This window comes from Providencia hangzhouensis, assembly GCF_029193595.2.
In the GTDB taxonomy this organism is placed as follows: Bacteria; Pseudomonadota; Gammaproteobacteria; order Enterobacterales; family Enterobacteriaceae; genus Providencia; species Providencia hangzhouensis.
On the sequence record NZ_CP135052.1, the window covers coordinates 1,767,105 to 1,789,548 of the forward strand.

General features: G+C 37.3%; 17 protein-coding genes and 5 tRNA genes. 14 read left to right on the forward strand and 8 right to left on the reverse strand.

Annotated elements, in window-relative coordinates; all coding sequences use genetic code 11:
- The first annotated feature begins 12 nt into the window (after positions 1-12).
- The 5 genes from PZ638_RS07755 to PZ638_RS07775 all read left to right on the forward strand — a co-directional run bounded on the left by PZ638_RS07755 (position 13) and on the right by PZ638_RS07775 (position 2,428).
- A tRNA-Val gene (locus tag PZ638_RS07755) sits at positions 13-88 on the forward strand.
- A 34-nt stretch (positions 89-122) separates the two neighbouring features.
- Positions 123-198: transfer RNA gene (locus PZ638_RS07760), tRNA-Val, on the forward strand.
- Between the two features lie 36 nt (positions 199-234).
- A tRNA-Lys gene (locus PZ638_RS07765) sits at positions 235-310 on the forward strand.
- Positions 311-342: 32 nt separating this feature from the next.
- Positions 343-418: transfer RNA gene (locus tag PZ638_RS07770), tRNA-Lys, on the forward strand.
- 1,716 nt (positions 419-2,134) lie between these two features.
- Positions 2,135-2,428: a helix-turn-helix domain-containing protein gene (locus PZ638_RS07775; RefSeq protein ID WP_096864940.1), complete on the forward strand. Its 294-nt coding sequence runs from the start codon at positions 2,135-2,137 to the stop codon at positions 2,426-2,428.
- A gap of 248 nt (positions 2,429-2,676) precedes the next feature.
- Here the strand turns inward: PZ638_RS07775 and PZ638_RS07780 are convergent, their stop codons facing one another.
- The 5 genes from PZ638_RS07780 to PZ638_RS07800 all read right to left on the reverse strand — a co-directional run bounded on the left by PZ638_RS07780 (position 2,677) and on the right by PZ638_RS07800 (position 9,076).
- On the reverse strand, positions 2,677-4,443 hold the full coding sequence (locus PZ638_RS07780; protein WP_227528923.1) for a potassium/proton antiporter: 1,767 nt from the start codon (positions 4,441-4,443) through the stop codon (positions 2,677-2,679).
- 361 nt (positions 4,444-4,804) lie between these two features.
- On the reverse strand, positions 4,805-5,473 hold the full coding sequence (locus tag PZ638_RS07785) for a methionine ABC transporter permease (RefSeq protein WP_004264861.1): 669 nt from the start codon (positions 5,471-5,473) through the stop codon (positions 4,805-4,807).
- A complete protein-coding gene (locus PZ638_RS07790; RefSeq protein ID WP_004264860.1) occupies positions 5,470-6,483 on the reverse strand; it encodes a methionine ABC transporter ATP-binding protein in 1,014 nt (337 codons plus the stop codon). Before PZ638_RS07790 ends, PZ638_RS07785 begins: the two co-directional genes overlap by 4 nt.
- A 3-nt stretch (positions 6,484-6,486) precedes the next feature.
- Entirely contained in the window at positions 6,487-7,947 is a 1,461-nt protein-coding gene (locus PZ638_RS07795) for an FAD/NAD(P)-binding protein (RefSeq protein ID WP_206277870.1), read from the reverse strand.
- Positions 7,948-7,951: 4 nt separating this feature from the next.
- Positions 7,952-9,076 carry a CMD domain-containing protein gene (locus PZ638_RS07800; protein ID WP_206277871.1) on the reverse strand — a complete coding sequence of 375 codons (1,125 nt, stop codon included), beginning with the start codon at positions 9,074-9,076 and terminating at the stop codon, positions 7,952-7,954.
- Between the two features lie 212 nt (positions 9,077-9,288).
- On the opposite strand from PZ638_RS07800, the gene PZ638_RS07805 reads away from it, so the two are divergent.
- Both PZ638_RS07805 and PZ638_RS07810 read left to right on the forward strand, forming a co-directional pair.
- Positions 9,289-10,131, forward strand: a complete 843-nt coding sequence (locus PZ638_RS07805; RefSeq protein ID WP_094963177.1) for a MetQ/NlpA family ABC transporter substrate-binding protein — start codon at positions 9,289-9,291, stop codon at positions 10,129-10,131.
- A 228-nt stretch (positions 10,132-10,359) separates the two neighbouring features.
- The gene (locus PZ638_RS07810) at positions 10,360-11,097 is read left to right on the forward strand and encodes a cyclase family protein (RefSeq protein ID WP_110591943.1); all 738 of its coding nucleotides are present in this window, start codon (positions 10,360-10,362) and stop codon (positions 11,095-11,097) included.
- Positions 11,098-11,149: 52 nt separating this feature from the next.
- Here the strand turns inward: PZ638_RS07810 and PZ638_RS07815 are convergent, their stop codons facing one another.
- On the reverse strand, positions 11,150-12,385 hold the full coding sequence (locus PZ638_RS07815; protein WP_094963175.1) for an ArsB/NhaD family transporter: 1,236 nt from the start codon (positions 12,383-12,385) through the stop codon (positions 11,150-11,152).
- A gap of 546 nt (positions 12,386-12,931) precedes the next feature.
- Between PZ638_RS07815 and PZ638_RS07820 the strand changes: the two genes are divergently transcribed.
- The 5 genes from PZ638_RS07820 to PZ638_RS07840 all read left to right on the forward strand — a co-directional run bounded on the left by PZ638_RS07820 (position 12,932) and on the right by PZ638_RS07840 (position 17,807).
- Complete coding sequence (locus PZ638_RS07820; protein ID WP_144140973.1) at positions 12,932-14,881, forward strand: PTS mannitol transporter subunit IICBA; 1,950 nt, start codon at positions 12,932-12,934, stop codon at positions 14,879-14,881.
- Between the two features lie 11 nt (positions 14,882-14,892).
- Positions 14,893-16,053, forward strand: coding sequence for a mannitol-1-phosphate 5-dehydrogenase (locus tag PZ638_RS07825; protein WP_036958981.1), 1,161 nt, complete (start codon positions 14,893-14,895; stop codon positions 16,051-16,053).
- A 101-nt stretch (positions 16,054-16,154) separates the two neighbouring features.
- Positions 16,155-16,685, forward strand: coding sequence for an MltR family transcriptional regulator (locus tag PZ638_RS07830; protein WP_036958979.1), 531 nt, complete (start codon positions 16,155-16,157; stop codon positions 16,683-16,685).
- Between the two features lie 97 nt (positions 16,686-16,782).
- Positions 16,783-17,205, forward strand: coding sequence for a GNAT family N-acetyltransferase (locus tag PZ638_RS07835; RefSeq protein ID WP_272674752.1), 423 nt, complete (start codon positions 16,783-16,785; stop codon positions 17,203-17,205).
- 95 nt (positions 17,206-17,300) lie between these two features.
- Positions 17,301-17,807, forward strand: a complete 507-nt coding sequence (locus PZ638_RS07840; protein WP_094963172.1) for a P-loop NTPase family protein — start codon at positions 17,301-17,303, stop codon at positions 17,805-17,807.
- A 730-nt stretch (positions 17,808-18,537) separates the two neighbouring features.
- Here PZ638_RS07840 and PZ638_RS07845 read toward each other — a convergent pair.
- Positions 18,538-18,612 (reverse strand) — tRNA-Arg (locus tag PZ638_RS07845).
- A 355-nt stretch (positions 18,613-18,967) separates the two neighbouring features.
- Here PZ638_RS07845 and mlaA point away from each other — a divergent pair.
- Complete coding sequence (gene mlaA / locus PZ638_RS07850) at positions 18,968-19,720, forward strand: phospholipid-binding lipoprotein MlaA (protein WP_004912414.1); 753 nt, start codon at positions 18,968-18,970, stop codon at positions 19,718-19,720.
- 570 nt (positions 19,721-20,290) lie between these two features.
- Here mlaA and fadL read toward each other — a convergent pair.
- The gene (gene fadL / locus PZ638_RS07855) at positions 20,291-21,586 is read right to left on the reverse strand and encodes a long-chain fatty acid transporter FadL (RefSeq protein ID WP_094962706.1); all 1,296 of its coding nucleotides are present in this window, start codon (positions 21,584-21,586) and stop codon (positions 20,291-20,293) included.
- Positions 21,587-21,939: 353 nt separating this feature from the next.
- Between fadL and PZ638_RS07860 the strand changes: the two genes are divergently transcribed.
- Positions 21,940-22,236, forward strand: a complete 297-nt coding sequence (locus tag PZ638_RS07860) for a YfcZ/YiiS family protein (RefSeq protein ID WP_004257173.1) — start codon at positions 21,940-21,942, stop codon at positions 22,234-22,236.
- Positions 22,237-22,444 lie beyond the last annotated feature (208 nt).

Below are 22,444 nucleotides of genomic sequence, written 5' to 3' on the forward strand. Positions count from 1 at the left end.
AAATAAATAATTGGGCGATTAGCTCAGTTGGTAGAGCACCTCCCTTACAAGGAGGGGGTCAGTGGTTCGAGCCCGCTATCGCCCACCAATTATTTATTATAATGTAGTATAAGTCATGAAGTGGGCGATTAGCTCAGTTGGTAGAGCACCTCCCTTACAAGGAGGGGGTCAGTGGTTCGAGCCCGCTATCGCCCACCACTTCATCAGTTATTTGCATTAAAACACAATTTAGATGGGTCGTTAGCTCAGTCGGTAGAGCAGTTGACTTTTAATCAATTGGTCGCAGGTTCGAATCCTGCACGACCCACCATCTAAGCAGTAAAAAATCAGATCTTCCAAGATGGGTCGTTAGCTCAGTCGGTAGAGCAGTTGACTTTTAATCAATTGGTCGCAGGTTCGAATCCTGCACGACCCACCATCTCAAGCCATTCCCAAGCAAGTAATCCAATTTAACCGTCACCTAAGTAAACACTCAGTCGTTAAGCCGTACCTCGACAAGCTGGTTGCAGGTTCAGCCCGTAGGGCAAATCCGAAGGATTTCAATCCTGCACGACCCACCATCTCAAGCCATTCCCAAGCAAGTAATCCAATTTAACCGTCACCTAAGTAAACATTCAGTCGTTAAGCCAGACCTCGACAAGCTGGTTGCAGGTTCAGCCCGTAGGGCAAATCCGAAGGATTTCAATCCTGCACGACCCACCATCTCAAGCCATTCCTAAGCAAATAATCCAATTTAACAATCACCTAAGTAAACATTCAGTCGTTAAGCCAGACCTCGACAAGCTGGTTGCAGGTTCAGCCCGTAGGGCAAATCCGAAGGATTTCAATCCTGCACGACCCACCATCTCAAGCCATTCCCAAGCAAGTAATCCAATTTAACCGTCACCTAAGTAAACACTCAGTCGTTAAGCCGTACCTCGACAAGCTGGTTGCAGGTTCAGCCCGTAGGGTAAATCCGAAGGATTTCAATCCTGCACGACCCACCAGCTCAAGCCATTATCAAGCAAATAATCCAAACTAATACTTAGCTCAGTAAACACTTACTCACTAAATAATACACCTATTTTGTAAGTTGCATTTTCTAAGTAATATGATAAGAACTTAGAGAATTATCGGCTACACAGCCCGCCTAATATGTAAAATAATTCAAGATGTACTTTGAAAGCCACTTAGTTTTTATGTCTATATTCCAATATGGCATTAGCAGGATATATTTTAAAATATAATGACGTCATTTAAGCATAAATGAATGGCTAATTACTCTTCCATAGAATGGACGAGTAATTATCATTTTTTATAAATAGCTTTCATTATATCGTAAATATAAAAATCTGTAATTTAGCTATAAATGCTTAAATTGTGTTTATTTTTAAAATTTTGTATTATCCTTCATCCTAAAAAAACAGAAACAAGTGGAATCAAAAACAGACTGTCGATGAAAGTTATTTTTCATAATTTTGTGATATTCATCTAGTAAAATGAATAATAAGCTTTCTTAACGTTATGGTTTTGTTATGTTTGGTACTTGTAGATAATAAATCCATTTCTTGCTACTTTAAAAATTTAGTAATTTACTAATTGTAACAGTTTAACTGGCTTTTTAACGTACTGATATTTTGTCGAATTAGAGAGTTTTAGAGATAAAATTGACTGTTTTTACCATTTTTTACATAAAAGTATCATTTATACTGGGTTTATCACTTTTTATCGAGTTTAATTGTATCAATAACATTAATATTGTTACAGTGTTAAATAATTCTATTTATTTCCTTTATTTTTAGGTTATACATCGGCTATATAGGTCTTTTTTAGATGAATATTCCAAGGGTTTAGGCATATCCTCTGGAATATTACTATGCAGTGATACACACGTTGCGTGTAACTTTGTGATATTAAAGTATTATTTTGATTTTAATACGGAAATGTATAGCGTGAAATACTTTGTTACATAGTTGCAATGTCAATTTAGGACTAGTTGAAACTAATTATAAGGGTAGTATATCATTCTGTTAGATATATGCTGAATCGTCTGTAGCATTATCAATGTTATACACATAAATATAAAAAATAAAATATGTAGATAATTATCTGCTAATTTTTATTTCCTTAAATATAAATTGAAGCGAGAATGTTTATGAACACGAAATATCCTGTCGCTTGTGCAGTTGGACAAAAAATAAAAGCCCTTAGAAGAGCTCAAGGCTTTACTGTTTTTCAGTTAGCTAAAGAGATAGATATAAGTGAACAGCAGCTATTTCGTTACGAGCGTGGTGTGAATCGTATCGATATAGATTGTCTAGTTCGAGTATTAAAAGTTTTAGACGTTAACATGGGTGAGTTTTTTAGTGAAGTCCTGCAAGAGGATACTCAAGTAGATGAGAGCACGGGTAATCAGGGGTTTGAAAGCTCTGCATATACTCTGGTGTAACTAAATATCTATATTGTTTTAGAATGAAACGTAATTCGCTTTAATTCTTAATTGTTTCAATTAGGAACATAAATTAAATATACCTGCTATTTATAGCTTAAAATGACAATAGCTGTTTTTATCTTATGTTTCATTAAAGAACAAATAAAAGCCCGAAAGGGCTTTTATTTTTGTATCCTTAAAATAATTATTACTTAAGATTTTACTCAATATCTAAGAAAAATATTGGGTAAGATATTTATGCTCTGTTAACCTTCCTGCTCTTTGATTGGCTCTAATATTACGGTTACGATACGTGTGCCTATCATCTCTCCAATTCTTAATTGCAGTTGATCTAATTTTATGATGGTATCTTGCAAAGGTTCCGATATAGAAGCGTAAATAAATTGGTTAAGAGTCCTTTCATCACTATTATCAATTTGGATACCATAAGATGAGTAGATCTCATTTAATCGAGTCGTTCCTTTTAGACTTAGCCCTGTATCGGGAAGTTCAATAGGAGTGTGTTCAGAGATGTTTTTTTCTGAAAAAAGGCGTTCAAGAAAAATACGATTTTCAGGTTTAAGAACAACGAATAAATGGTCTTCAGCATGAAAGGTAGTTGAACCCCTTGGAGGTAAAACACTTTTTTCACGCGTAATCATTGCAATGACAGTTTGGTCAGGTAATGCAAGTTGTGATAATCGGCGACCCACTGCAGAGCAATCCTCTCCTAATGTATATTCCACTAAATCTGCGTCTATTTGTTCTACTGCGGTAATATCTAAAGTGGCCGCAGGGATCAATGGAGGTGGCTGCATTAAATTTAATTTACGTGCAACGTAAGGCAAGGTTGAGCCTTGTAAGGTTGCTGAAATTAATACCACAAAGAAAACCACGTCAAAAATTAAATGGGCATTAGGTAGCCCGTAGATAAACGGGAAAATAGCAAGAATAATAGGAACAGAGCCACGTAACCCTACCCAAGAAATTAATGTTATTTCAGGTTTAGGGAAACCAAATAATTTTAGAACAGGTATTACAGCCAATGGCCTCGCGATAAACGTTAAGACCAGAGCAATAATTAAGCCTTCAAGCCAGACTTCAATAAGAGAACTTGGGTTGACAAGTAACCCTAGCATAACGAACATGATAATTTGGCTTAGCCATGCTAATCCATCATGGAACAAAAATGTATTGCGTTGAAAAACAAACCGATGATTACCAATCACAACACCAGTGACAAAAATAGATAAAAACCCACTGCCTTCTAAATTACTGGCGAGACCGAAAGATAGTAGTCCACATGCAGCGACAAGCACAGGATACAAACCAGTAGCTAATAGCTTAATCTTATTGATAATTTTGACTGAAACCCAGCCAACGCTCAAGCCAACAACAGTACCTATTCCCATTTGGCTAAAAAACAGCAGAATTAATTCACTACCTGAAGCTTGTGGGTTCATTAAAAGTTGTAATAAACCAACAGTTAAAAATATGGCCGTAGGGTCATTTGTTGCACTTTCTATTTCTAAAGTGGATTGCAATCGTTCATTTAAATAGATCCCCGCGTTGCGCAGTAAGGAAAAAACGGCGGCGGCATCGGTAGAACCTACTATAGCGCCTAGTAATAGCCCTTCAAGCAGAGGAACGCCGAGAATATAGGCAGCAGCGAGACCTGTCACACCTGCGGTGACAAGAACGCCTAATGTTGCTAGTGTAAAAGATGGTTTCCAAACTAGACGAATTGATTTTACTGATGTTTGTAGACCCCCATCAAATAAAATTAAAGCAAGGGCGAGAGAACCAACGGCATAGGAAACATTCACGTTATCAAATGTAATCTTACCTATCCCGTCTTCGCCTGCTAACATGCCAATAAACAAAAACATGACTAGCATAGGTAAACCGAGCCTAGCAGACAATTTGCTAGAGAAAATTCCCAAAAGAATGAGTATAGAAATCAATAAAATGAGTTGTTCAATAGTTGGCATAATCAGTTTAATCTGTAAGTGAATAAAACGCTGACGATGCATCGTAAAGCGCGCGTAGAAAGCAAAAAATGAAAAAACAGCAAGACGACTAAATATACATAGAGAATAGATTATTTTAGCGAAAAGCTGATAATATCCATTAAAAAGTATATCTACATGATTATAATATAAATAAATTTAAATAATTTGATTATTTATCGCATTTTTTATTATTAAAGTGAGTTAAATCACGTAAAAAAACGATAAATTTGAATAAGTAAGCACCGCAGTTCACTTTATTTTTAATTTTTTAACTAAAGATAATTTTGAAATGAGGGACATAAGCATTGAGGGGGAAAATAGGCACTTATAAAGTAAGGTAAAAGATAGAAGGCCGAATATTCTTTCGACCTTCACCATCTAATTAATGGTAGCGCGCTTTTTTAGCTAAATAGTCACCAATAAATTGCATGCCTTGTACTATAATTACCAATGTAACAACGGTGATAGCCATTGCGACATTATCAAAACGTTGGTAGCCGTAGTTTAGAGCTAAGTCACCAACGCCACCACCACCAACGGCCCCTGCCATCGCGGTTGCACCGACTAAAGTAATACTTGCAGCGGTTAAACTTAAAATTAATGATGACTTTGCTTCTGGTAAAATAAAATGCCAAACAATTTGCCAATTAGTCGCTCCCATAGAATCAGCCGCTTCAATAATACCCGAATGTACACTGAGTAATGAATTTTCAACTAAGCGTGCGGTATAGGGCGCAATAAAAATGACTAATGGCACTATTGCTGCAGTTGTTCCTATTGAAGTTCCCACCATAAAGCGTGTGAGAGGGATCATAGCAACTAATAAGATGATAAAAGGCAGTGAGCGAATAATATTAATAATCGGGTTCACTATACGATAAATACATTTATTTTCCCAAATACCGTCTGGTCTCGTTACAACAAGTACGATACCTAATAAGATCCCAAATATAGAACCTAATACGAGCGCAACGCTAACCATCGTAAAAGTTTCTGACATCGCTAATAAAAACTGTTTAGTTGTTAAAGCGGTTTCGAATAATTGTGTCATAGTGCCCCCTTATTAACTGCAACTCCACGTTGGCGAAGAAAAGAAACGGCATCTTCAATTTTTTCTTTATCACCAATAAATTGGACAAACATACTGCCTAGCACGACACCACTAATTTCTTTCATATTGGCAAACAAAATATTTATTTTGACAATTTCTTTCAGTATTAACTCATTAACAACAGGTTGTTGCGCAGAGGACCCTAAAAATTCAAGACGATAAACATCTTGTTGGTGTTCTAAGTTATGTAGAACGCGTTCTGGAATTTCTTCATTTAACACTGTCCCTACAAATTTTCTGGTTGTGTCTTGATGCGGATTTGCAAAAATATCAAGTACAGTTCCTTCTTCGACAATTTTTCCTGATTCCATAACGGCTACACGGTTACAGATTTCTTCAATGACTTCCATTTCATGAGTTACGAGCAAGATAGTAATATTTTGCTCTTGATTGATTTTTTTTAATAATTGCAAAATTGAGCGAGTTGTTTGTGGGTCAAGGGCTGAAGTGGCTTCATCACATAACAAAATTTGTGGGTTATTGATCAAAGCACGAGCAATACCAACACGCTGCTTTTGCCCACCGGATAGCTGCCCAGGGTATTGGTGTTTTTTATCGCTAAGTTCGACATATTCAAGAATGCTATCAACTCGCCGAGTGATTTCTTGTTTATCGACACCTGAAAGTAATAAGGGCATCGCAATATTTTGAGCAACAGTTTTAGTTTCTAGCAAATTGAAATGCTGGAAAATCATACCAATGCTTTTTTTATGTGAACGAGTTTCTGCAGGAGTATGTTCAGCAATATTTTGGCCATTAATAATAACTGCCCCACTGGTTGGTTTTTCTAATTGATTAACCAAACGAATAAGTGAACTTTTACCAGCCCCGCTATAACCAATAAACCCAAAGATATCACCTTTATTGATATGCAAATTAATGTCTTGCAATGCAACTAAAGACTGCCCATCTTTTTCATAGACTTTTTGAATGTTTTGAAAGGTAATCATAATCTACTCTACACTATCAGCTAATTTCACACGTTCTGAAGGCGGTACAGCGGGTTGCCACTCATCCCCCAATAATTCAGCTTCTTGGCTATTTTTGACTTGCTCAAGGTGTTGTTCTTGATGACTCAAGTACAATTGAGCTGCAATATGGTCAGCCAATCGTTCTGCCCCAATATTCGTTCCAGGGATTAACCCTATGACCGGGCCCATACTAAGCGATGCACTTAAGTTAAAACAATATAACTGATTGATTTTTAATGTGTCTGACTTGTTTTTAGCTTGAAATTCAAAATGATTACCTAAATAAGGGTGTGAAGCTAACTCTGCATTTTCTTCATGAATGGATGGCGTGTATGCATCCCCCCATGTTTTAACTAGCGGAGATAATTGATGAAAAGCGCTGTGTTTGGACCAATTAATCCGATAGCCAGTTGCCAAGATTAAATAATCTAATACGAATTTGTCTGTCGTTGTTGTGACATGCAATTTTTTATTTTTCAATTCAATAAATTTAACTTGGGTATTGAAATTGAAATAAGCATTTTTATGGCGAGAAACTCTCAACGTGCTGCCATGGGGAGCTGGCGTTTTGGCTTTGGCAACATAATCGGTGTAATGCCACTTCTGAGCATCTGTAAAATAGGCATACGCATTGGTAAATCCTGCACTTCCAGCAACTTTTCCTCGATTTACTCGGGGCATGTCGCTAGCACGAATTAAAATTTCAACCGAATTAGCACCATTTTCTAATGCCGTTGCTGAGCTATCCATAGCGCCGGCACTATAACCAACAACACCAATGTCTAAGCCTTTAAAACGACGATAGTCAGTACCTGCATATGAATGTTCCCAATAGGTCGTTGGGATATCATTCATAAAACTAGGGATATTAGCTTCACTAAAAGACTCCATACCCGTCGATAAAATAACATGTTGCGCTTGATAACTGACCGTTCCTTCTGGGGTATCAAAAATTAATTCACGGTAGTTATCGTTTAATTGCACATCCACTAACCGATATTGATTAAGCACATAGGGTTCTGTCATGGTTTTATACCATTGCAAGTATTCTCCCCACTGCAAACGTGGGATTTTATCGAGTTCATCCCATTTTTGAATGCCAAACTGGGCTTTAAACCAAGCCTGAAAAGTTAAAGAGGGGGATGCAAGCGCAGGGCCAACCACATGTTTTGGGGAACGTAGTGTTTCCATTAGTGCAGGGGTTTGCCATGGGCCTTCTTTGCCGGCAGGGGCTTGATCGAAAACAATCGCGTTGATACCGCGTAATTTCAGGGCGAATGCTGCTGTAATACCTGACATACCCGCACCAATGATAGCGACATCAACAACTTGGTTTTCAGGGTTATTTTTTGATAATGACCAAGACGTTATTGGTAAATTTAGATACTGCAAATCTTGTTTTATTTGCGCTTCTAATGCCTCTAAACCCATAATCAGTTCCATTGAATTACTCCTTACCTTCTACTATTTCAAAGGGTTCACCCAGCGATAACATCAAGCGGTTTGCCCATGAAAAGAAGGCCGTCGATTGAACTAAATCGAGTAATTCAAGTTCAGATAAGCCCAAAGTTTGTAGTGTTTTTATTTGTGGTGCTGTGGCTTGGATAGGGGTTGCAGACAAGGATGCGACTAAGTCTGTGATGGCTAACAATCTGTCATCAAAGCCTTCAGCAAGAATTGAACCGGTCGCAGTGGCTAATAGCTTATCGACATCAGTGCGTCGTTCTTTTGCATACTGACTGGCTTTTCTTGCATGAACAGAAGCGCAATAAATGCAGCCATTAACTTTACTCGTTACCGCCGCAGCGAATTCCCGCTCCCAACGAGGTAGCCCTTCAGTGGTGTAAAATACCCCACGGTCAACTAAGGTTCGTAATTCTAAAATTTTGCTTTGATGTGCGAGTAGTAAAAAATATTCAGAGTTTAATTGGCCAAATTTTTTCATAACCTGAGCTTCTTCAACAGACAATGTCTTCGTATCCCTTGCTGAAATCCAAGCTTCCCATCCTAAGTTATCTTGTGTAAAAGCGGTTGGAGAAGAGTTCCCTTTTCGGGTTAATAGTTGATGGTTCCATTTACCAGCCACAACTTTGGACGAATTACTTGTAAGGCTGCTATTATCTGTCAGTAAAAGGATCCCTTCGATTAGCCGAGCTTGATAGGTGACATAAGTTATTAATTGGGCAAGTAAAATGATGTCACTCTCTTGCCAACCTTGTTCAGTTAATGCAGCAATTAATTGGTAATGGGTGTCTTTAGGTGATTGCGTTAAAATTTGCAGATATTCTTTTGCTGTGGAAAGTGGTTGGGTAAGAGGTTCATCAGGAATTGAGTCTATTAATTGCAAATAAAATTCAGCGAGACGGGGACTTCCCGTTATTTTCGCGACTTCATGAGCAAAATAATATTTCACATCATTTGTGAGAAGTGTCGATGGCGTAGAAAAAATAGCTTCAAATACGGCTTGAGTATTTTCAGTCGCGACTGAGCGTTCATGGCGAATTTTAGCTAGATTGGAATCTGGTGTTAAATTAGTTAAATAATTAATTACATCATTATAGGAAATAGTCATAAAGCAACTCACTTTTTTTAAACGTTTTTATCTCCTTCATTACATATCAATCACATCACTAATCGAACGATCTATTTGTTATATATTTATAACCAAAAAGAATTACAAGTGACTCTTATATTACTTTTGTATTAAGTTATAACGATATAGTCTAAGTTGTGCTCTTTAATTATGATTATACTGCCCAAAATATCTTTACAGGGTTGTTACATATGTTAAAACAAAAAATAATAGGTTTATCTTTAATTACTACTGCTTTAGTTGTGTTGGCTGGGTGTGGCGATAATAGTGAAAAAGATAATCCTAATAAAAAACAAATTACAATAGGCTTTGGTGTTGGCAATTATATTGACCAAGTGGATAAAGGTATTGTACCGATTTTAGAAAAAAAAGGTTATACCGTTAATTTACGCCAATTTTCACAGAATAGGCAAATAAACCCTGCTTTTGAAGAAGGCTCTATTGATGCTTCTGTAAATCAAAGCCGTGCCTATATGGAGGCTTATAACAAAAAAAATAATATTAACATGGTGGCATTGACAGACTCACCGAGTGCGCCTCAAAGCCTGCGGTCAAATAAACATAAAACGCTGGATGATGTGAAAGATGGTATGATTGTTGCGTTATCTAATGACCCCGTTAATGCAGAGCGTGGCGCTAGGATCCTGGAAAAGTTAGGTTGGATTACAATTAAGCCTGATGTGAGTACATTAAGTTTTAGTGTTAATGATATCTCCCCAAATGAATATAACTTAGATATTCGAGAAACCGATGCGGCTCAAGGGTTGCGATTATTAGATGATGTTGATTTTGTTGTTGTGAATGGTAACTATGTGGCAAGTGCTGGCCAACGTATTGCTGATGGTTTAGTTGTAGAAAACTCACCGCTAGAGCATCGCGTTATTGTGACTGTCATGCAAAAAGACCTAGATGCTCAGTGGGCAAAAGATTTGAAAGAAGCTTTTGAATCTAAAGAGTATGCAGATTATATTCGTTCTCAGCGTATTTATGATGGTTTTATTGAACCTGACAGCTGGAACAAATACCCTAAATAAAATCCTAGTCTATTTTTTTATTATTAATATTATGTTAACCACTAATTTTTATTAATTAGTGGTTTTTTGCTATAAAAGATAAATATCTTACTGATTTAATATGAAAAAGATTCGTGTTGAATTTGTAGACAACAGGATGTTTTTTCGTTATTTAATAGGTTAGGAAAGGCATTATAAAAATAGTCTGTAGATAATTTTATTTAGAAAATAGAACTGACAGGGGAAAATATGAGCAATGAATTAATTGATGCATTTAATGTAATAAAATCTAAAAAATGGGTTGATTTGACACATAGCTTCGATAAAGACTCACCGCATTTTTTTATGTTTGACTCTGCTGAGTTTAAAACATTATTTGGCTATCCAGAAGGTTTCTTTGCACAGCAATTTACATTTCCAGGACAATATGGCACCCATATTGATGCTCCCTGTCATTTCGTTGAAGGGAAACGTTATTTACATGAGCTTGAATTAAAAGAACTTGTTCTGCCATTGATTGTTATTGACCAGTCTGAAAGGGCAAAAGAAGATCCTAATTTTGCATTTTCTCTTGATGATGTCCTTAATTTTGAAGCGAAATATGGCCGAATTGAATCAGGGAGTTTTGTTGCATTACGTACTGACTGGAGTAAACGTTGGCCATCACAAGAGCTGATGGATAATAAAGATGACGAGGGCAATAACCAAATACCGGGTTGGGGAATGGATGCACTTAAATTTTTATTTGAAGAACGCGGAATAAAAGCGATTGGCCATGAAACATTTGATACTGATGCAGCAAAAGATTTTCGAAAAAATAATGCGTTACTTGGTGAGTATTATGTATTAGAACAGGATACATACCAAGTTGAATTACTGGCTAATTTGGACCAAGTCCCCACTCGTGGTGCTGTAATTTTTAATATTGTTGCTAAACCAAACAATGCTAGTGGTTTTCCTGTTCGTTCTTTTGCAATACTGCCATAGAATTTATAATTATAACCAATCTGCTAATGTAATAGCAGATTGGCTAAAACGACTATAAAGCAAATAAAATCCATGCAGCAGCTAATAACATACACAAGAGTGCTACAACTCCCCCTGATTTAGAAAACTCACCAAAAGAAATTTTCACGCCATATGCCGCTGATTGTTCGACCACAATAATGCCAGCAAGACTACCGAAAACCAGTAAGTTGCTTGAAAAACCAGAACCCAAAACGAGAGCGGCTCCTAACGAATCGGCATTACCTTCAGGTGTTAAGAAGGGAACGAGTAACATGACTGAAGGGTTGTTTCCAACGATAGTACTTAGAACACCAGTAACTAAAAATAGGGCTAATGGATTGTTGAGATCCACACCATAGCTTCGCAAATCAGTTAATAATTGCTGAGGAAGACCTGTGGCGGCAAAAGCGGCATTGACGACAAATAATCCCATGATGAGTAATAAAAGATTGCCATCGACGAGTTTAAGCATATCACTCGAGGCAATGGATCTATTTAATAATAAAAATCCAGCAGCCGTTAACGCTATAAGTTCTTTAGGAATATCTGTCACAATAAAGGTAATGATAACTGCGAAAGTAATAACGCCAGCTTTTGCTGTTTCCCATACATTTAATGTTTCTTGGGTGGTTTTAGGGGGAGTTGATAGCGCATTTTCTTTAGTCAAATACCAACGATTACGATATAACCAAACAAGTACCAACCATGTTAATGGTAAGGAAAGCAGGGCTGGTATTGCAGACGCCTGTAATAAGCCAACAAACGAGATATCGAGTCCTTGCGCTGCGATCATATTCTGTGGGCTACCAATTAATGAGCCCGCCGCTCCGTTATTAGCTGCGAAACAAAAGCCAAGCAAAAAAGGAATTGGGTTTAAACCGCGAGATAAACTAATTGATACTAATAATGGTGTCATAGCGACAACAACAACATCATTCGTGAGCAATGCAGAAAGAAAGCCGCCGACAAGAATTAAAACAGCCAGTAATATTGGTGGGGAAACTTTTAGCATGGCTACCCGGTTTGCGGTCCAGCTATAAAAACCAGAAACAACGAAAGAAGCAGAAACGACCATAAGCCCAAATAACATACCAATAGTTCGGTAATCAATAGCATTCCATGCATGGGGAGGGGTAATACTATCGATAGCCATCATAGCTAAAGCACCAATAACCGCAGCGCCAGTTCTATCAACTTTGAAGCCAGGTAGCTTACCAAAGCCCATCGCAATATAAACCAAAAGAAAAACAATAACGGTTAACGTCATGATGTTCACATTTTAATTAAGAAAATTAGAGGTAATTTATCGGTGAACACCTGACGAAGCAAGGCTAAATAATGTATTGATAATAATGCGTTGCTGTTGATTCTATTTAAGACTATCTCAAAAAGACAGTGGCTATAATGAAATAGAAAATACGTTTAGTAATTTTATTACAAAATTGAGAAATGATCTGTGCGGATGAGAAAATGTTGGCAGTTCACTGGGTAGAAAAAGATAAATAGAAAATAAATCGTGATGGTTGTCACTAATTTAAGATAAATTGAGATTTTTATTTTGTGATTCAAATCACGAAAAAAGGTTTTTTAGTGCAAAAAAAGAGCAATGTAATTTAGTAACACGATTTTTTTGTGATCTTTGTCAATATAAAGATGGGGTAAGTAGGGGGTGGATGGTGATGATGGTCACAAAAAGGCCCGCGTGGTGCGAATCTGATCAAGCTCATGCTAGAGTGAAAGTGTTGAAAAAATCACAGACGTTATTTGGCGATAACGTTACAACTTTATCATTTTCGTACCACGGGGTTCTGTCATGGTAACATCAAATATCAAATTAAAGGTACAGAATTTTGGGCGTTTCCTCAGTAATATGGTTATGCCTAATATCGGTGCCTTTATCGCTTGGGGATTAATAACGGCGTTATTCATCCCAACTGGCTGGTGGCCTAATGAGACATTAGCTCAACTTGTTGGCCCTATGATCACTTATTTATTACCACTATTAATCGGTTATACTGGTGGCCGTTTAGTTGGTGGAGAGCGGGGCGGAATAGTCGGCGCAATAACAACAATGGGGGTAATTGTTGGTGCTGACATGCCAATGTTTATGGGGGCAATGATTGCTGGCCCATTAGGCGGATATGCAATAAAACGTTTTGATTTGTGGATAGAAGGCAAAGTTAAAACAGGTTTTGAAATGTTGGTGAATAATTTTTCCTCCGGCATTATCGGCATGTTATTAGTCATTTTGGCTTATTTAGCTATTGGGCCTCTTGTTGCGGGGCTATCCAAAATATTGGCAGCAGGCGTGAATGTGATGGTGGAGAATAATTTACTTCCACTCACGTCTATTTTTGTTGAGCCCGCCAAGATATTATTTCTAAATAACGCGATTAACCACGGTATTTTCTCACCCTTAGGTATTCAACAAGCGACTGAAACTGGCGCATCTATTTTCTTTCTTATTGAAGCCAACCCTGGACCGGGTTTAGGTGTTTTACTTGCTTACATGTTTTTTGGTAAAGGAAATGCGAAGCAATCTGCACCAGGAGCCGCAATTATTCACTTTTTTGGTGGGATACATGAGATTTATTTCCCCTATGTCTTAATGAACCCTCGGTTAATTCTTGCAGTTATTCTGGGTGGGATGACAGGAGTGTTTGTTATGAACCTTTTTCATGCTGGGTTAGTCTCTCCTGCATCACCGGGTTCAATATTTGCAGTTCTGCTGATGACGCCTAAGTCATCATTGGTCGGTGTGATTTTATCAGTCACCAGTGCGACGTTAGTTTCCTTTATTGTTTCCGCGATTTTATTAAAGAAAACTCGCATAGGTGATGATGATGAGCTCGAAAATGCTACGAAAAAAATGCGTAATATGAAATCGCAATCAAAATCATCGGCAGCAGTAGAAATCAATCAAAATACCTCTGTTAATTTAGCAGAAGTACGCAACATTATTGTAGCTTGTGATGCAGGAATGGGTTCTAGTGCCATGGGAGCAGGGGTATTAGCTAAAAAGGTGCGTGATGCGGGCTTATTAGGAATTTCTGTTACGAACATGGCAATTAACGACCTGCCGGATAACGTTGATATTGTGATAACGCATAAAGATTTAACACAAAGAGCGAAAACATTTGCACCAAATGCAATGCATATATCGTTGACTAATTTCCTAGATAGCCAAACGTATAATGATCTTGTAACAAACTTAATAGCTAAAAAAAATCCTAAAGCAGCAAATGATGGACGACTGATTAAACAAACGATTATTGCAGCAAATGATGAATCCTATGAAATGGAAGATCATGATGATGCGATATTTACATTGAGTGCAAAGCATATTCATTTAAACCTATCTGCACAGAATAAAATGCAAGCCATTCAATTTGCGGGGCAAAAATTAGTTGAGGGTGGCTATGTTGAGCCTGACTATATTGAGGCGATGTTAGCTCGCGAAAAACTGACTTCAACCTATCTAGGTGAATCTATTGCTGTTCCTCATGGCACCATAGAAGCAAAAGATCGAGTATTAAAAACTGGCATTGTTATTTGCCAATATCCTGAAGGCGTACAATTTGGTGAAGAACCTGATGAAATTGCCCGCTTAGTTATTGGTATTGCAGCACAAAATAATGAGCACATTGAAGTTATCACACGAATTACTTCCGCTTTAGATGAAGATGGGGTTATTGAGCGTTTATGTGAAACCCAAGATGTTCAGGAAGTACTCGAAATTTTAGCGTCTCAAAGTGCAGCATGAGGAGAATAATAATGAAAGTCATTCATTTTGGTGCAGGAAATATAGGCCGCGGTTTTATTGGTAAATTATTAGCAGACGCAAATTCACAAGTAACTTTTACTGATGTCAATCAGCCATTAATTGACCAATTAGCACATCAACAATCTTATAATGTTCATGTTGTTGGTCAGGAAAATCGTATTGAGAAAGTCCAACACATTCACGCTGTTAATAGTAATGACCCTAAAACGATAGAGTTTATTGCAACAGCAGATATGCTTACAACAGCAGTCGGGCCACAGGTGCTGGAAAAAATTGCCTCAACGATAGCTAAAGGCATTATTCATAGAAAATCGTTGGGAAATAACCAGCCGCTCAATATTATTGCATGTGAAAATATGGTAAGAGGAACTAGCCAACTAAAGCAACATGTATTGGCTCAATTGCCTGAAGAGTTGCATCAATGGGTTGAGCAGCATATTGGCTTTGTAGACTCCGCAGTTGACCGTATTGTTCCTCCGATGGATGCAGCGAATGATGACCCGCTTGACGTTACTGTCGAATCCTTTAGTGAGTGGATTGTTGACCAGACACAATTTGTTGGTGATATTCCTATTATCAATGGAATGGAATTAACGGATAACCTAATGGCATTTGTTGAACGCAAACTATTTACGTTAAATACAGGCCATGCGATGACAGCGTATTTGGGACAATTATATGGATACCAAACAATTAGTGAGTCAATTGGGGATTTGAGGATCCATACTGTTGTTAAATCGGCTATGCAAGAAAGTGGACAAGTTTTAATTCAACGTTATGGCTTTGATTCACAAATACATAATCAATACATAGATAAAATACTAAGTCGCTTTGCAAACCCATATTTAAAAGATGATGTTAGTCGAGTAGGGCGACAGCCTATGAGAAAGTTAAGTTCTAATGATCGCTTAATTAAGCCGTTGTTAGGCACATTTGAATACCAATTACCAAATGAAAATCTGATCATAGGAATTGCTGCCGCATTGCATTTCAGATGTGAAGCTGATCCTCAAGCAAATGAAATGGCAAAGTTAATTGCTGACAAAGGTATATATCAAGCGGTTGTTGAGCTTTGTGGGTTAGAGCAATATCCCGAGGTTGTTGATAGAATCTGTTCCCAATACCAGTTATTGATATTGAGTAACAAGTGATATTACGGATAATAGATTGATTAATTGAGGTTCAGTCACTTTATGGCTATCTACAGTATGATAGTAAGTAGTATAGCTATAAAGTGATAAAAGAAGCTAATATGGAAAATAAACAAAACATTGAAAATCAGATTCTTGAGCGGTTAAATCAACGGCCGGAAGTAAATTTATTTGTTCAAGAGGTCGTTCTTTTAATTTCACAAGCTATTGATAAATTAATGTTAAAAGTTTTTAGAAAGGATGATTATGCGGTAAAATATGCAGTTGAACCACTTTTAACTGGAAATGGGCCATTAGGAGAGTTATCGGTTCGTTTGAAACTTCTATTTGCATTAGGGGCGATTTCTCGTGAAACCTATGAAGATATAGAATTATTTCTTGCTTTGAATGAATCGTTATCAGCAGAAAATTTAAATATAAATTTTACAGATGATGAAATTTTAGGCAGTATTAAAATGCTTCATTGTATGGAACCTTTACCAGAAATGATGAGATTCAATCAACCAGAGGATCTTGTCGATAACCAATTAATTGAATTGCAAAAACACCGTTTTCAACAAATGATAAAATCATCGTTAGTATTATCTGTAACTGCTTTAATTACCCAAATTATAGAAACCGATGTATTTTAAAATTGTAAACTCAATTCTCTGATATTTTATTGTTTACTTATCAAAGTAAATATGTATGAAATAATGCTTTATTATCCGACTATCAATAGAATATAGAATGAATATTATTGTTGCACATGAAATCACCACTGAAGATAAAGAAGAACTACTTGCAGGGTTACGTAGTTTTAATATCCAATATTTGAATGCAGAACGTTTTAGTGAGTTAGGCGTTTATTTTAAAAATGACTCTGGTGTTATGCTTGGTGGATTACTGGCTTCTGTAAAGGCAAATTGGCTTTGTATCGATTTTTTATGGGTAAGTGAGGACGCCAGAAAAACGGGATTAGGCAGTAAATTGATGTATACCGCTGAACGAGAAGCAATAAAATCAGGGTGTATTCATAGTTTAGTAGATACATTCAGTTTTCAAGCCTTACCCTTTTATGAAAAATTAGGATATGTAAAACAAATGTCCTTGCCTGATTTCCCAGAGACAGGCATGGAAAGGCATTATCTCACTAAAACTGAATTATCATAATCATATTTACTGCATTTAATCTGCTGTAAGTTGACATTGTTGTTATCATTTAAATTTATTTTGTGCGGCTAGCATTTGATACACGAAGAGAAGATATGAAAGTTTGTATTATAGGAACATCTGGAGCAGGGAAGACGACGTTATCTGCCAAGTTATCTGATGAATTTAACACGCCCGTGTATGGTTATGATGAGATTTATTGGGATAAAACTCAGCAGGAATATATCAAAAATCCTCAACCTATTATTAACGCCTTAGTTTCAGCGATAACGTCTAAAACGGAATGGATAGTTGAAGGTGCTTACGATAGGCGTTTAATACCATTTTTTAACGATTGTACGCTGATTATTCGCTTAATTATACCTTATCGTATTTGTGTCTTTAGAATTGTAAAACGATACCTTTCATCGAAATTTACAACAATGGGGCCTAAAGAAACGCTTTTTAATATGATTGAACTGCTACGCTTTGCAAAGCAATTTGATAAGAGACTTGATGATTTCTTTGCTAAAAATCCTTTATTTGCATCTAAAGTCATCATCATAGATAACTCCGAACAATGTATTGATACGATAAAAAAACATTTAGAGCAAATAAAATAAATAGAGTTGGTTTACTACCAAGCACCTGCCTTTATAACTAATCTTTGCGATAATTTTATTTAAGATGATTAAGTTTGGGTTACTACCAACCGAGGCTTATGCGAACACAGCGTTTGTGTCTATGGTACTTCTTATTTTCTTAATGTTTAGATATTGTTTGATTGCTGATCTGAACTTACAAACTTATATAGGTCTAAAACTTAATATAAGTGTAAATATGAGGTATGACATGAGGCTGTTTATAATAGTTTTTGCAGTAATGCTTTCCGCTTGTGCATCTTCTGGGCGTGAGTTAAGTAAAGAAAATCCTAAAGATGACCCTTACGTTGATAGCACATTAAACAGTATTAAAGCTGGTCAGAATATTCAAATAGAGCGGAAAATGCGACGAGGATATTAATCTAGCAATAGAATAATTAATAATAAACTAAGAAGTCTGCCTATGAAGTGCCTTCTACTAATCGTTGGGCAACTAATTACTGGGGGGCATTTCATCGTTATAAATTTTTCTTTTTGGCGATTTAGTATTTTAAAAGCCAAGACATAGGGCCGTTGTTGACATATGAAGATACAAACCTTAGGTATCGGTTAATTCGTATGCTTTTTTTGTGTCTTGCTGTTTCGATTTGGCTTGTATTTCGCTTTATAGGGGGGATTGAGTATGAGTAGTAGACATGACTAGCTTGATGAGGTTTTTGTTTAGGTGGGAATAGCTGGGTTTAGCTTGCTGTGGTGTCCCCTGCAGGAATCGAACCTGCAACTAGCCCTTAGGAGGGGCTCGTTATATCCATTTAACTAAGGGGACTTTTGGAGTCATAATTATGACAGCGAAGGCATTTTACTGTTCAGGTCTAATTGAATCAAGTTGTTACGGGCAAATAATCTAATTTATCTTCCATAAATGTTTTTTTGACTATTTTTTACTCTAAAATAGGGTGATTATCATTTCCATAATTAAGGGAAGCGAGCATTTCTGCTTTGTACTAATTGTTCAATTTTCTTATAATAAGAATATGATTAAATGGCGTATAATTAATCCTTAAGGTAATTAAATAACTCAAAAGGATTAACATAATTCTTTTTTTAGCCTTACTATAAGCAAAACAGTTATTACAGTGGAAAGTACCGTAGTGGAACGGTGCAGGGAATGGAGAAATGTTATGAAGTTTCGCATGACGGGCGTTTTTCTGGCAGGGGTGCTAATTGCAGGTTGTGCAAGTAGCATTGATCCAGAAACACATGAGCGTTCAGACCCCTTAGAAGGGTTCAACCGAGCAATGTTTAATTTCAACTATAACGTCCTCGACCCTTATGTGTTAAGGCCAGTCGCTGTTGCTTGGAATGATTATGTCCCGATGCCTGCCCGTAATGGATTAACCAATTTTTTTGTTAACCTTGAAGAACCTGCAAGTATGTTGAATAGCTTTTTGCGGGGTGAAGTCACTCAAGGTTTCAAACATTTTAACCGCTTTTTCCTTAATACCGTCTTTGGTATGGGGGGACTCATTGATGTTGCATCAATGGCTAATCCTCAGCTAGTTAAAGAAGAACCTAAACGCTTTGGTAATACATTGGGTTATTACGATGTGGGCTATGGCCCCTATGTGGTACTGCCAGGATATGGTAGCGCAACACCGAGGGAACAAGGGGGGGACTTAGTTGATGATTTATATCCAATGCTAAGCTATCTCACATTCTGGATGTCAGCGGGTAAATGGGCACTGGAAGGAATTGAAACTCGAGCAAGGTTATTAGATTCAGATGGATTACTGAAAAACTCTTCAGACCCGTACTTAATGATGCGAGAAGCCTATTTCCAACGTAATGACTTTTTATCAAGTGGTGGTGCGTTAAAAGCAACAGAAAACCCAAATGCAGCAGCGATTGAAGACCAACTTGATTCGATAGATTAGTATATTGAATTGTTTTGGAAGGTTTATCACTCTCTTGTATACGAATGATACTAGAGAGTGATAAATAAAAAGCTAATCATTGTCTCGCTTTCCTCGTTGAGAGATGGTGTCAATTAAGGCTATTACCCCTAATACACCAATAAAACCGACAGTAAACAGTGTTCCCATAAAGCCTCCTAAGTTTTAGTCATTGTTGCCTCTTTTACATGCCTTTCGGCTTTAGCCAATAATAGAATATAGCGTGATTAATACAGTTTGATGAAAAAGCCATACATATTAGTGGATATCATCAGTATAAAATATGCTATTAGGTTGTACTTGCAAATAAGAACATTCAGAGAATGAATGGTAATCTAATGAAATATAAAGCGATTTATCTTAAAAATGCGATAGTGTGTATTTTATAAAGAAATGATGAGGTGAACCCATGTGCTTAACATTTAATTTACATATGATGCGGGTTAGGGTCAAGAAAATTTATGTTAAGTTTTGAAAATTAGTGGGATGAGATAGTTGAAGTTGAAAATAGTATCAGGGAGGGAGCTCCCTGATACTTAAAAATTCAATTAATTAAAATGTATAGTTGAAGTTTACGCCGTATAACCAAGCAGAACCTTCAGATTTGAAGCGAGTTGTTGTGCTTGGGTCACCTTCTTTTAACATTTCATTGATATTAACCTTCTTGCCATGCATATAAGCAATACCCACATCAACAGAAGTGTTTTCATTGAATGCGTAAGTTGAGCCCGCACTTAACCAGTAGCGATCTTGGTCAGGTATAGAAATTGAGCGGTACTCTGCACGAACAGGCGTTTGGTCGTAGGCGATACCGGTACGGAATGTCCAGTTGTCGTCATAGAAATAAGTGGTACCCAAAGCTAAACGCCAAGCATCTTTGAAATGCTCAGGTTTATGGAATAGCTCTTTGCCATCACTTTTTTGATAAGCGGTTAGCTCTTTAAATTCACTCCAGCCAGTATAGGCAACGCTGTAATGTAGAGCCCACTTAGGCGCAACTTTATGATATCCAGAGAATTCCCAGATATCCGGCAAATTAAGGTCCAACGTGCCTTTAACGGTTTCTCCGCCCATTGGATTAAGAGGTTTCAGCAGAGGATGTTTTGGAATGTCATTAGTATATTTGCCATTTTCAAATTTAACTTTAACTTTTGAACGGTATGTGAAGCTTAAGCGGTTGTCTTGGTTGATTTCATATAAAAGACCCGCATTCCAGCCATAGCCCCAATCATCACCTTCTAATTTAGCTGCTGTTGTGCTTGATGTCACACCGAAAGGCGCCAATTGTTTTGCACTTACTCCTAAGTGGCGAGTGATCTCGGCATCAGCATAGACTGCATTAACGCCTAAGCCGAAACTAAAATTATCATTTAACCGATAGGCGCCGCTTAGATTTAAGTTAACCGTTTTTAAATCTGTTTTTCCGCCAACAGGCCCACCAGCATAATTTTTAGGGAAATCGGTGGCTAAACCAAAGTTGGTAGTCATTGATGTACCAACCGCCCATTTATCATTGACAGGAAAGATAAAGTGAGCGTTAGGAACAAGAGCATTTGGTGCGATATTGTTCGAAGTAAATATATCGTTATCACGCCCTTTAATATCAACACTTGGATCAATATAAACAGCACCAATAGAAAGAGAAGGGCGATCAAACAACATCATGGCAGCAGGGTTTCGGCTTCCCTCACTTGCGTTGTCGCCCATCGCACCAGCCCCCGAAAACGCGCGTCCCAGTGCGGATGTAGAATATTCATTAAGCAAAAAACCAGCCGCGCCTGCGTTGGATGATACAATTGCCACTGCTATTGCTAAAGCTGATCTAGAGAACAGGTTTTTCTGGTTCATGACCAAAACCCTCTTATGTTTTATTTTGAATAAAGCGACTTCTATCGCAAGAAGCGCAGAATTGTAGGGTCCCTTGCCGCTATGACAAATCAGACCAGTTACTAGAGTATAGGTCTGACCACCTGATATGTTGCAAGCTTGTTTTGCAGTTATTGTGACTTTGTTTTCAAAAATGCGACACATTTAACAAAATGGCAACATAAACTGACGAATTGGGAGCAATAAGTATACGAATACGGGGTAAGATCAAACTTATGTTTAATTATTAGCGATATATTTTGATACACACTAGTTTTTAGCACTTTTTCAGCGTTATGATAGCAGCTTAACAGTTTGTTTATTTGGAGAGTAAGATGACTGATGCGATTAACCGTTGTAGCGCGGATGAAACCGCAGCCTGCTGCTGTGTAGATGTGGGAACAGTATTGGATAATAAAGACTGTACTGCTTCGTATCAGCATGTTTTTGCTACACAAGGTGAAGCAGAAACCATGTTGAAAACACTCACAGAGAAAGCAAAATCTGTTGAGTCAGACCCTTGTGTAATAACCCATTCTATCAAGTCTGTAGAGGGTGGAGTTGAGCTGACGGCTGAGTTTAGTTTTAGCTGTGAAGCTGAAAGCCTGATTTTTCAATTAGGCCTTCGTTAATCAAACGATTGAATTTACTCTGATTTGCCTTTTATCACTAAAACGATGGTGTGATTAACGTTCAGTGGTAAAAGGCTTCCTTTATCTTTTCACTTTCTTCTATTGCAAATCGCTGTGTTTTTACTCTAAGTTGCGTACCTGCTCGCATTTTTTATTAATACCCATTGATAATTGTGAATTTTATGTTAACAATCATTACAGGTCAGAC

Coding starts and splice junctions, on each gene's coding strand:
- PZ638_RS07775 (WP_096864940.1), top strand. CDS start 2,135: ATGAACACGAAATATCCTGTCGCTTGTGCAGTTGGACAAAAAATAAAA.
- PZ638_RS07780 (WP_227528923.1), bottom strand. CDS start 4,443: ATGCATCGTCAGCGTTTTATTCACTTACAGATTAAACTGATTATGCCA.
- PZ638_RS07785 (WP_004264861.1), bottom strand. CDS start 5,473: ATGACACAATTATTCGAAACCGCTTTAACAACTAAACAGTTTTTATTA.
- PZ638_RS07790 (WP_004264860.1), bottom strand. CDS start 6,483: ATGATTACCTTTCAAAACATTCAAAAAGTCTATGAAAAAGATGGGCAG.
- PZ638_RS07795 (WP_206277870.1), bottom strand. CDS start 7,947: ATGGAACTGATTATGGGTTTAGAGGCATTAGAAGCGCAAATAAAACAA.
- PZ638_RS07800 (WP_206277871.1), bottom strand. CDS start 9,076: ATGACTATTTCCTATAATGATGTAATTAATTATTTAACTAATTTAACA.
- PZ638_RS07805 (WP_094963177.1), top strand. CDS start 9,289: ATGTTAAAACAAAAAATAATAGGTTTATCTTTAATTACTACTGCTTTA.
- PZ638_RS07810 (WP_110591943.1), top strand. CDS start 10,360: ATGAGCAATGAATTAATTGATGCATTTAATGTAATAAAATCTAAAAAA.
- PZ638_RS07815 (WP_094963175.1), bottom strand. CDS start 12,385: ATGACGTTAACCGTTATTGTTTTTCTTTTGGTTTATATTGCGATGGGC.
- PZ638_RS07820 (WP_144140973.1), top strand. CDS start 12,932: ATGGTAACATCAAATATCAAATTAAAGGTACAGAATTTTGGGCGTTTC.
- PZ638_RS07825 (WP_036958981.1), top strand. CDS start 14,893: ATGAAAGTCATTCATTTTGGTGCAGGAAATATAGGCCGCGGTTTTATT.
- PZ638_RS07830 (WP_036958979.1), top strand. CDS start 16,155: ATGGAAAATAAACAAAACATTGAAAATCAGATTCTTGAGCGGTTAAAT.
- PZ638_RS07835 (WP_272674752.1), top strand. CDS start 16,783: ATGAATATTATTGTTGCACATGAAATCACCACTGAAGATAAAGAAGAA.
- PZ638_RS07840 (WP_094963172.1), top strand. CDS start 17,301: ATGAAAGTTTGTATTATAGGAACATCTGGAGCAGGGAAGACGACGTTA.
- mlaA (WP_004912414.1), top strand. CDS start 18,968: ATGAAGTTTCGCATGACGGGCGTTTTTCTGGCAGGGGTGCTAATTGCA.
- fadL (WP_094962706.1), bottom strand. CDS start 21,586: ATGAACCAGAAAAACCTGTTCTCTAGATCAGCTTTAGCAATAGCAGTG.
- PZ638_RS07860 (WP_004257173.1), top strand. CDS start 21,940: ATGACTGATGCGATTAACCGTTGTAGCGCGGATGAAACCGCAGCCTGC.